Consider the following 9,793-nt stretch of genomic DNA (forward strand, 5'->3'; position numbering starts at 1 on the left):
GCACGGCTAGCTCCTTGAACTCCGCCGTGTACATCTGTTTTGGTATCTTCTTCATTGCTGGTCTTTCCAAAGGATCGTTGATTTTACGTTACCTATGGAAGACTAAATTTCGGGGGAAGCTCAGTCGTACCGTTAATCATTTCCATAAATATTTTTTGTTAAATCAGTTTTTGGCGGTGTCCCGCAACGGTTGGATGGCATATGCCATGGGCAAGCACAGTGAGTCAGCTTGCACGGAATCGGATATCTTTAACGTGGCGCGCTCGGTATGCGCTTGGTATGGGTCCGCCGCCTTCGCGGCAATCCTCGAATTTGCCGTTCGCGGTCGCCGCTTCGCAAGCGCATCAGCATTTTTGGGCAAATTATTGTCCCGATCAAGTTGATGTTCTCTTGGTCTGTTGTTTTCCATCAGATGAATCCGGTACCCGGGTACCGGATTGGTAAGCGATAACCAGGCGCCGAATGCTGCGGCTGGCGATGACAAAGGACTTCGATGCATTCAACCCTGACAGGTTCCATTTCGGCATGTCTGGCGTTCATTCTTGCCTTCTTTCTGCTGCGGCTGTGGTTATCTCTGCAACGAAGTTGATGTTGCGTCGCCGGATGGTGCTGGAGCCGTTATAATTTGGGGCTGCAAAGCAAATTTTTTCATTATTGACGAGAGCACACCATGAGTCTGAATCAAGTATCGGCCGGACGGGATTTGCCAAACGATTTTAACGTCATCATCGAAATCCCGATGAACGCCGATCCGATTAAATATGAAGTTGACAAGGAATCCGGCGCGATTTTCGTTGATCGCTTCATGGGCACCGCGATGCATTACCCATGCAACTACGGTTATATTCCACAAACCCTGTCGGAAGACGGCGATCCGGTCGACGTACTGGTGATCACCCCATTCCCGCTGTTTCCTGGCGTCGTGGTGCGTTGCCGTCCGATCGGCGTGCTGAAGATGTCGGATGAAGCCGGTCAGGATGCGAAGCTGCTGGCGGTGCCGGTCGACAAGGTCCTCGGCATCTACACGCACTGGCAAAAGCCGGAAGACATGAATGAGCTACGCCTGAAGCAAATCCAGCATTTCTTTGAACACTACAAGGATCTGGAAAAGGGTAAATGGGTCAAGGTCGACGGCTGGTTTGGTCCGGACGAGGCGCGCAAGGAAATCTTGTCGGGCGTCGAGGCTTACAAAAAATCTATCGAGAAGTAATTCTCAGCGTTAATCTCAGAGCCATTCTCAGCGCAGGGAGAGCTACCCGTTGGTTCGCCCCGCAGGCCATCCATTCATATGCAACATGCGTTGCATATGAATGGATGGCAGTTTGTTTGCATCCCGCCCAGCTATTCTGCATGTTTGGCGTCGAAGTGCCGGCTGCCTGCCAGCGCTGCACTGAAGTAGGACAGTCGCGCCAATCCTTGCACTCGGTTTTACCCGTCGCCTCGCGGCTTACCCTGAAGCGCTAGCAGCAGGCGCGCGCCAAACTGGTTCAGCGCCAAGCCGCCGAGCACCAGTGCGCCCGCGACGATTTTCCACCATTGCAGCGACTCGTCCAGTATCAACGCCGCGCTCAGGATGCCGACCAGCGGAACCAGCAGCGAGAACGGCGCCACCGTCGCCGCGGGATATTTGCGCATCAGGATGGTCCAGATGCCATAGCCGACGATGGTGTTCGGATACGATTGATACAACACAGCCGCCAGCGACACCCAGCCAAAATGAGTGAATGCGTAATGCCATGCGGCCGGACCTTCCAGCACCGCTGAAGCCAACAGTAACGGTGGCGAGGCCATCAGTGAACCCCAGACCATCAATGCCAGCGGATTGAAATTGCGCATTTTCTTGGTGACGATATTGGCGCTGGCCCAGCTGAAACCGGCGCCGATGACCATCAGGAGGCCGATCAAGGTGGCCTTCGCCTCTAGGTGTGCGGCGACCAACACCATCCCTGCCAATGCCACTACAGCGCCCAGCAACTGTGTTGCCCGCGGGCGTTCATCGAGCAACAGCACTGCCAGGCCGATGGTGAAAAAAGCCTGGAGCTGGATCACCAGCGAGGCCAGGCCGGCACCCAGACCGAGTTTCATGCCACAAAAAAGCAGGGAAAACTGTAGCGCGAACTGGAACAGGCCGAAGCCAATCAGCAGCCGCCACGGAATCGACGGCCGCTTGATGAAAAACACCAGTGGCAGCGCGGCGAAGATAAATCGCAAGGCCGAGAAAAGCAACGGCGGCAACCCGCCCAGTCCGATCTTGATCACCACGAAATTCAAGCCCCAGATGGTGACGGTCAGCACAGCTAGCAGGATGTCGGTCGGTTGCATGGTCTCTCGTTATTTTTATAGATGAGGATGAATGTTGCAGCGGGGACGAAACATGTCAGGGGCTAATGCGCCTCCGGACGAAATGGATTGCGATCATTCAGTTCATCCATGTAGTGATTGATGCCTTCGGCTTCGCGAGCCAGGAAATCGGCCGCTGCGTCAGCAAATCCCGGGTGTGCAAGCCAGTGCGCCGACCAGGTTTTTTGCGGCAGGAAACCGCGCGCCATCTTGTGTTCGCCTTGGGCGCCGCCTTCGAAGCAGGCAATCTTTTGGCTGATGCAGAATTCCAGCGGTTGGTAGTAAGCAGTTTCAAAATGCAGGCAGGGCACGTCCTCAATCGCACCCCAGTAGCGGCCATACAGGGTTTGCCCTGTATAGACCAGTAGCGACGCGGCAATCGGCTTGCCGTCGCGCTCGGCGATGATCAGCAGCAGGTTGTGCGGCATGCCGACGGCAATCCGCAGGAAGAAATCCAGGTTCAGATAAGGCGTTGAATGATGTGCGCTATAGGTGCGCCGATAGCAACGATTGAAGAAGACCCAGTCTTCCTCGGTAGCATCCTCGCCGCGCACGTGGCGAAAGCGTACGCCAGCCTCGGCCACCTTGCGCCGCTCAGCCAGGATGTTCTTGCGTTTCTTGCGTTCCAGCGTGGCCAGGAAGGCCGCGAAATCGGCGTAGCCAGCGTTAAGCCAGTGAAACTGGACGCCGCTGCGCAGCATGAAGCCGGCCTGTTGCAACGCGCCGGTCTGGTCTGCCGGCGGATAGAGAATGTGGGTCGACGAGGTTTGGGTATCCTTGCGCAGCGATTGCAACACTGCGATCAACATTGCCCTTGCCTGATCGTCTCGCGCCAGCAGCCTGCCGCCTGTGACCGGCGTGAAAGGAATCGCCGACAGTAACTTGGGATAATACTTAAGGCCATTGCGTTCGTAGGCATCGGCCCAGGCCCAATCGAACACGTATTCGCCGTAAGAATGGAATTTGACGTACAGCGGCAGGGCGGCGATCAGTTGCGGCGGCTGTTCGGCATCGTCCCACAGCGTCAGGTATTGCGGCTGCCAGCCGGATTGTTCCGAGGCGCTGCCGCTTTCGTGCAATCCATGCAGGAAAGCGAAGGACAGGAACGGGTTAGCATCGGCTTGCAGGGCAAGCAGTCCATCCCAGGCCGCCTGGCCGACTTCGCTCAGGGATGAAATGATGCGCGTGCTGATCTTGGTTGTTGTCTGGTTAATCAAGGACTTTGCGAACCGTCAAGTTGGTGGGTAAAGCTGGAGTTTAGCACTCTGCTCAGGAAACCCGGTCGGCTCTGAGGCTGAGGCATTAGCGTGCGATAATTGAGCCGTTGCCAAGAGCCCGGATGCCGCCGTCGCGCTCTGCGACGCGACAGCCAATGCAGGAAATAATGATGACCAAGAATAGCTTTTTCAACCTTTACTCCCATGATTTTGCGCGCGTTGCGGTCGCCGTTCCGCGTTGCCGGGTGGCCGATCCCGTTTTTAATGCTGCCGAGACTATCGTACTGGCGCAGCAGGCCGCGCAGCAAGGCGCTGTGCTGGTGGCATTTCCAGAGCTGGGTTTGTCGGCCTATACCTGCGATGATCTGTTTCACCAGCGGGCTTTGCTGTATGCCTGCGAAGCAGCATTAGCTACGCTGGTAGAGGCTTCCCAAAAAATCTCGTTGGCGATGATCGTCGGCGTGCCGCTGCGGGTTGAGCATCAGCTGTTCAACTGTGCGGTGGTCGTCGCAGGTGGTCGTATCCAGGGCGTGGTGCCGAAGAGCTACCTGCCCAACTACGGCGAATTCTATGAGGCGCGCCAGTTCAGTGCCGCTGAAAATACCGCAGTCCGCGGCGCACAATTGCTTGGTGCCAGGGTGCCGTTCGGTAGTGGATTGCTGTTCGAGGTGGCCAACCTGCCGCTGTTGCGTTTTCATGTCGAGATTTGTGAAGATGTCTGGGTGCCGATTCCGCCGTCGTCGTTTGCGGCGCTGGCCGGCGCCAGCGTGTTGGTTAACTTGTCTGCCTCAAACGCGCTGGTCGGCAAGGCCGCCTATCGCCATCAACTGGTGGCGCAACAATCGGCGCGTTGCTTGTCTGCCTACCTGTACACCTCGGCCGATAATGGCGAGTCGTCGACCGACCTGGCCTGGGATGGCCAGGGGCTGATCTACGAAAACGGCGAGTTGCTGGCGCAATCCGAGCGTTTCCTCAACGATTCGCATATCATCTTTGCCGACATCGACCTCGAACGTCTGTCGCGCGAACGCATGCGCCAGACCACGTTCGGGCAATCGGTACGACGCCATGCCGATGAAGTGGCGCGGTTTGAAGTGATTCGTTTTGAACTGGCATTGGCGCTGGATAAAGCGTTACCGCTGGCGCGCCACGTTGAGCGCTTTCCGTATGTGCCATCCGATCTCAAGCGGCGCGATGAGCGCTGCACCGAGGTCTACAACATTCAGGTGCAGGCGCTGGTGCAGCGTCTCTCGGCAAGCAGGATTTCCAAGGTGGTGATCGGCGTTTCGGGGGGGCTGGATTCGACCCACACGTTGCTGGTGTGTGCTAAAGTAATGGATAAGCTCAAGCTGCCGCGCGCCAATATCCTGGCCTACACCATGCCGGGTTTCGCTACCAGCGAGCGCACCTTGCTGCAGGCGCGGCAGTTGATGCAACTGGTCGGTAGCACCGCAGCGGAGATCGATATCCGTCCAAGCTGCCTGCAAATGCTGAAAGACCTCGGCCATCCTTATGCCGAAGGTAAGGAGCAGTACGACATTACCTTTGAAAACGTGCAGGCCGGCGAACGCACCAATCATTTGTTCCGGCTGGCCAACCACCATCATGCGATCGTCATCGGCACCGGCGATTTAAGCGAGCTGGCGCTGGGCTGGTGCACTTATGGCGTGGGCGATCACATGTCGCACTACAACGTCAACGCCAGCGTGCCGAAAACCCTGATCTCGCATCTGGTGCGCTGGGTTGCGGAGACTGGTGCCATCGGCAATCAGGGCGCGGACGTATTGCTCAACGTACTGGATACCGAAATTAGTCCTGAGCTGGTGCCCGGCAAGGCCAACGGCAAGCCGGAGCAGATCACCGAAAACGTCATCGGGCCGTATGAGTTGCAAGACTTTAATCTGTACTACACCTTGCGCTATGGTTTCGCGCCGTCGAAAGTGGCGTTCCTGGCGTTGACGGCCTGGCACGACAAAAACCTGGGACGCTGGCCGTATGATGTACATGTGGCGCGCAACCAATACGACCTGGCTGCCATCAAGCGCAATCTGAGAATTTTTCTTGACCGCTTTTTCAGGACCAGCCAGTTCAAGCGTTCTTGCGTGCCGAACGCACCGAAGGTGGGCACCGGCGGGTCCTTGTCGCCGCGCGGCGATTGGCGCGCGCCGAGCGACTCGGAAGCGACAGTGTGGCTGGCCGATTTGGCGCGAATTCCCGATGAGGAGCCATGCCAGAAGTAGCAAGCGGGGAGTGAGATGTTCGATGCAATGCGTTTTAAATACACTTATTGACCTGCGCATATAGACAAATAGCATTTTTCATATACTCTTCTAGCTTGCGCTTGATGCAGGCCGGGTTGCTGCCTCGCTCAGGCTTGCTGCAAAGATTTATGTTTATCGCCTAAAGGAGTTGTCATGAATCAAATTACTGCCGTTATCAAACCATTCAAGCTGGACGAGGTGCGGGAAGCCCTCGCCGAAGTCGGCGTCACCGGTTTGACCGTGACTGAAGTCAAGGGCTTTGGCCGTCAGAAAGGCCATACAGAGCTGTACCGCGGCGCTGAGTACGTTGTCGATTTTCTGCCGAAAGTTAAAGTCGAACTGGTGGTCGACGATGCGTTGACCGAGCGCGCAGTGGACGCCATCATCAAGGCGGCACGCACCGGAAAGATCGGCGCCGGCAAGATTTTCGTGCGGAACATCGAACAGGTGATCCGCATCCGTACCGGCGAAACCGGTCCTGATGCAGTTTGATGTAGTGCACTGAGCTTAATCACTATCTTCTCATCCGCTATCCTGCCGCGGTCGTTCGATGTAATGGATGACTGACCGCGGCACCGAGTTCATCAGTTCCGCTTCCACATATTGAGTGCAGTGAAAAATCCGTAAGGCATTTTTCGCATACCGTCAGGCGTTTTTCTTATTGGACGGGGATTGTCGCTGCACGTTATCTTCACCTCTTCAACCGCCAACCGCAGTCACGAGCTGCGGGCGGCCATGCCATAGAAGAGGTGATTCATGTCGTCAATCGCGACACTTGCAAGTGAAACCGGCCAGGCCGACCTGTTACCCCGGGTACTGCCGGCGCATCGCATCAGCAATGATCAAGAAGCATTGGAAATAGCGCAAGCGCTGGCGGCCGAATTCCGTGTCGGCGCCAGTTTGCGCGACCGCGAACGGCAACTGCCGCTGGCCGAGCTGGAACAATTCTCGCGCTCCGGCCTTTGGGGCATTTCAGTGCCGCGCGCCTGCGGCGGCGCCGGCGTCTCGCATGTAACCTTGGCCGAAGTGATCGCGACGATTGCCTCGGCGGACGGCTCGCTGGGCCAGATTCCACAAAATCATTTCTATGCGGTTGAGGTTTTACGCGTCAACGGTAGCGAGGCGCAAAAACGCTTTTACTTTGAGCGCATCATGGCCGGAGAACGTTTCGGCAATGCGCTGGCCTAACTTGGCACGCGTACGTCGCAGGAGCGCCGTACGCGGCTCAGCAAGGATGGCGACGGCTTCCGCATCAATGGCCGCAAATTCTATGCGACCGGCGCACTGTATGCGCACCGCATCCCGGTCTCGGTGATTGATGACGACGGCGTGCAGCAACTGGCTATCGTCAAGCGCGATGCCGCCGGAGTGAGCGTGATCGATGACTGGTCGGGATTCGGCCAGCGTACTACCGGCAGTGGTTCGGTGGTATTTGAGGATGTCTGGGTCGAGGCCGATGAAGTGGTGCCGTTTCAAAGTGCCTTTGAACGTCCGACTTCGCTGGGTCCGGTGGCGCAGCTGTTGCATGCGGCAATCGACATCGGCATTGCACGCGCTGCGTTGCAGGATGCGGCCGCATTCGTGCGCACCCGTTCGCGTGCCTGGATCGACAGTAAGGTGGAGCGTGCAATCGACGATCCGCTGACAGTGCGCGAGTTCGGCGATCTGTCGGTACGCCTCAGCGCGGCCGAGGCGCTATTGGAACTGGCGGGAACGGCAGTCGATAGTGCCGCCCAGGCGGCGACGGCGGATACGGTAGCTGCAGCCTCGATTGCGGTGGCGGAAGCACGCGTGTTGACCACCGAAGTATCGCTGGCGGCCGGCAGCAAACTGTTCGAGCTGGCCGGCACTCAGGCCGCCTTGTCCGAAAATAATCTTGACCGGCACTGGCGCAATGCCCGCACCCATACCTTGCATGATCCGGTGCGCTGGAAATATCATGCGGTCGGCAATTACTATCTCAACGACAAGAACCCGCCGCGCCACGGTGCGATTTGAGTAGCTGAGAATTCCTATGCCGAAGAAGCAAATCCGCCTGAACGCCTTCAACATGAATTGCGTCGGGCATATCAACCATGGCTTGTGGACCCATCCGCGCGACCGCTCCACCGATTACACCAGCCTTGAATACTGGAGCGACCAGGCCAAGCTGCTGGAACGCGGAAAATTCGACGGCTTGTTCCTGGCCGATATCGTCGGCGTCTACGATGTCTACCAAGGCTCGGCCGACTTGACCCTGCGCGAATCGATCCAGTTGCCAGTCAACGATCCCTTGCTGCTGGTCTCGGCGATGGCTGGCGTCACCAAGCACCTCGGCTTCGGCGTCACGGTCAACCTGACCTACGAAACGCCGTATCTGTTCGCGCGCCGCATGTCGACCCTGGATCACCTGACGCGCGGCCGCATCGGCTGGAATATCGTTACCGGCTATCTGGACAGCGCCGCCAGGGCAATGGGTTTGCGCGAACAGCCGGAACACGACGAACGCTATGAGCGCGCCGAGGAATTCATGCAGGTGCTATATAAATTATGGGAGGGCAGTTGGGAAGACGGCGCCGTGATGCGCGACCGCCAGCGCCGGGTGTTTGCCGATCCGGCCAAGGTGCACCCGGTCAAGCATGATGGCCGTTACTACCAGGTCGACGGCTATCATTTGAGCGAGCCGTCGCCGCAACGTACGCCGTTGCTGTACCAGGCGGGCGCCTCGGAGCGCGGCCAGCAATTCGCGGCGCGCCACGCCGAGTGCGTATTCATCTCCAGTCAGAAACCCGAAGCAGCGCGCAAACTGGTGGCCGATCTGCGCGATCAGGCAGAACTGGCTGGACGCCAGCGCAATGATTTGAAAATCTTCATGGGCATCTCGGTCATCGTTGCGCCGACAGAGGCCGAGGCACGCGAAAAATACGTCGAATACTGCCGCTACGCCAATCCGGAAGCCGGCCTGGCGCATTTTGCAGCCGGCACCGGTTTCGATTTTTCCACCTATGGCATCGATCAGCCGATCAAGCCGGCCAGCAGCAATGCCATGCAATCTACGGTCAACGCCGTGACCGCGCCGGATGCCGCCTGGACCGTGCGCAAGCTGCTGGATCAGTTGGCGCTGGCGGACGCTACGTCACCATTATCGGTTCGCCGCAGCAGGTCGCCGATCAAATGGAAGCGTGGATAAGGGATAGCGATATCGATGGCTTCAACCTGACCCGTACCGTGGCGCCGGAAAGCTTCGAGGATTTCGTCAATCTGGTCATTCCCGAATTGCAGGCGCGCGGATCCTACAAGCTCGATTATGAGGACGGGATGTTGCGCGAGAAGCTGTTCGATACGGGGCAGGCAACTTTGCCGGCGCGGCACCCGGCGGCGGGCTTCCGTCAATTGGTTTGATGATGCCAAGCCCGACGACTCGCTGATGTCGTTGCCCGAGCGATCAAACGGTGTCAAGGAGTGGTGCCAAGCGGCAAGAGGAAATATCGAACGGGTTCGAATCTCAGCAAAGCCAGAGCGATTCGATTACATTATCGGGCATGACACTCTTGCCTACCGATCTCGAACACATTGCCGCCCTGACGCTGGAACATTACAACCAGCGTGCAGAAGATTTTCGCGAAGGCACCCGCAATCACGATGTCAGCCAGAACATCGCGGCGTTGCTGCGCCATATTGACGGCGCGCCGCCGTTCACAATCCTGGATGTCGGCTGCGGGCCGGGGCGCGACCTGCGCACCTTCAGCAAGCTTGGCCACACCGCCATCGGGGTTGAAGGCGCTTCACGATTTGTGGAAATGGCGCGCGCCGACAGCGGCTGCGAAGTCTGGCAACAGGATTTTCTGGAGCTCGATTTGCCCGCGCAGCATGGCTGGAGGTTTCGATTTGCCCGCCATTGCCGCCCAGCACGCCGCCCCTGGCCAAGATGGCGCCATCAACCTTGGTGTAATTATCCGACCACAACACCACCTTGCCGCCATTGCCATTTCCCAA

8 protein-coding genes and 2 pseudogenes are annotated in these 9,793 nt (G+C 57.8%); 8 read left to right on the forward strand and 2 right to left on the reverse strand.

The annotated features are described in order from the left end of the window. The 3 genes from ACIQ0R_RS08375 to ppa all read left to right on the forward strand — a co-directional run. Window positions 1–383, forward strand: a 383-nt coding sequence (locus tag ACIQ0R_RS08375) for a hypothetical protein (protein WP_395826132.1), incomplete at its 5' end; no start/stop codon positions are given. 79 nt (window positions 384–462) lie between these two features. Continuing rightward, the gene (locus ACIQ0R_RS08380; RefSeq protein ID WP_395826134.1) at window positions 463–624 is read left to right on the forward strand and encodes a hypothetical protein; all 162 of its coding nucleotides are present in this window, start codon (window positions 463–465) and stop codon (window positions 622–624) included. Window positions 625–670: 46 nt separating this feature from the next. After that, a complete protein-coding gene (gene ppa / locus ACIQ0R_RS08385) occupies window positions 671–1,210 on the forward strand; it encodes an inorganic diphosphatase (protein WP_395826136.1) in 540 nt (179 codons plus the stop codon). Between the two features lie 218 nt (window positions 1,211–1,428). On the opposite strand, the gene ACIQ0R_RS08390 is transcribed toward ppa, so the two are convergent. Both ACIQ0R_RS08390 and ACIQ0R_RS08395 read right to left on the reverse strand, forming a co-directional pair. Beyond that, window positions 1,429–2,322 carry an EamA family transporter gene (locus ACIQ0R_RS08390; RefSeq protein ID WP_395826138.1) on the reverse strand — a complete coding sequence of 298 codons (894 nt, stop codon included), beginning with the start codon at window positions 2,320–2,322 and terminating at the stop codon, window positions 1,429–1,431. A 62-nt stretch (window positions 2,323–2,384) separates the two neighbouring features. Continuing rightward, window positions 2,385–3,557 (reverse strand): GNAT family N-acetyltransferase, encoded by a 1,173-nt coding sequence (locus ACIQ0R_RS08395; RefSeq protein WP_395826140.1) that lies wholly within the window; start codon window positions 3,555–3,557, stop codon window positions 2,385–2,387. Window positions 3,558–3,727: 170 nt separating this feature from the next. Between ACIQ0R_RS08395 and ACIQ0R_RS08400 the strand changes: the two genes are divergently transcribed. The 5 genes and pseudogenes from ACIQ0R_RS08400 to ACIQ0R_RS08420 form a co-directional block, all read left to right on the forward strand. Next, entirely contained in the window at window positions 3,728–5,797 is a 2,070-nt protein-coding gene (locus ACIQ0R_RS08400) for an NAD(+) synthase (RefSeq protein WP_395826142.1), read from the forward strand. A 174-nt stretch (window positions 5,798–5,971) separates the two neighbouring features. Further along, entirely contained in the window at window positions 5,972–6,310 is a 339-nt protein-coding gene (locus ACIQ0R_RS08405; protein WP_395826144.1) for a P-II family nitrogen regulator, read from the forward strand. A 264-nt stretch (window positions 6,311–6,574) separates the two neighbouring features. Next, window positions 6,575–7,816: pseudogene (locus ACIQ0R_RS08410) on the forward strand (SfnB family sulfur acquisition oxidoreductase). Between the two features lie 16 nt (window positions 7,817–7,832). Beyond that, window positions 7,833–9,199: pseudogene (locus ACIQ0R_RS08415) on the forward strand (LLM class flavin-dependent oxidoreductase). 140 nt (window positions 9,200–9,339) lie between these two features. Next, a partial coding sequence (locus ACIQ0R_RS08420; RefSeq protein WP_395826146.1) for a class I SAM-dependent methyltransferase occupies window positions 9,340–9,793 on the forward strand: 454 nt, incomplete at its 3' end.

This window comes from Collimonas sp., assembly GCF_044339385.1.
Taxonomy (GTDB): domain Bacteria; phylum Pseudomonadota; class Gammaproteobacteria; order Burkholderiales; family Burkholderiaceae_D; genus Collimonas.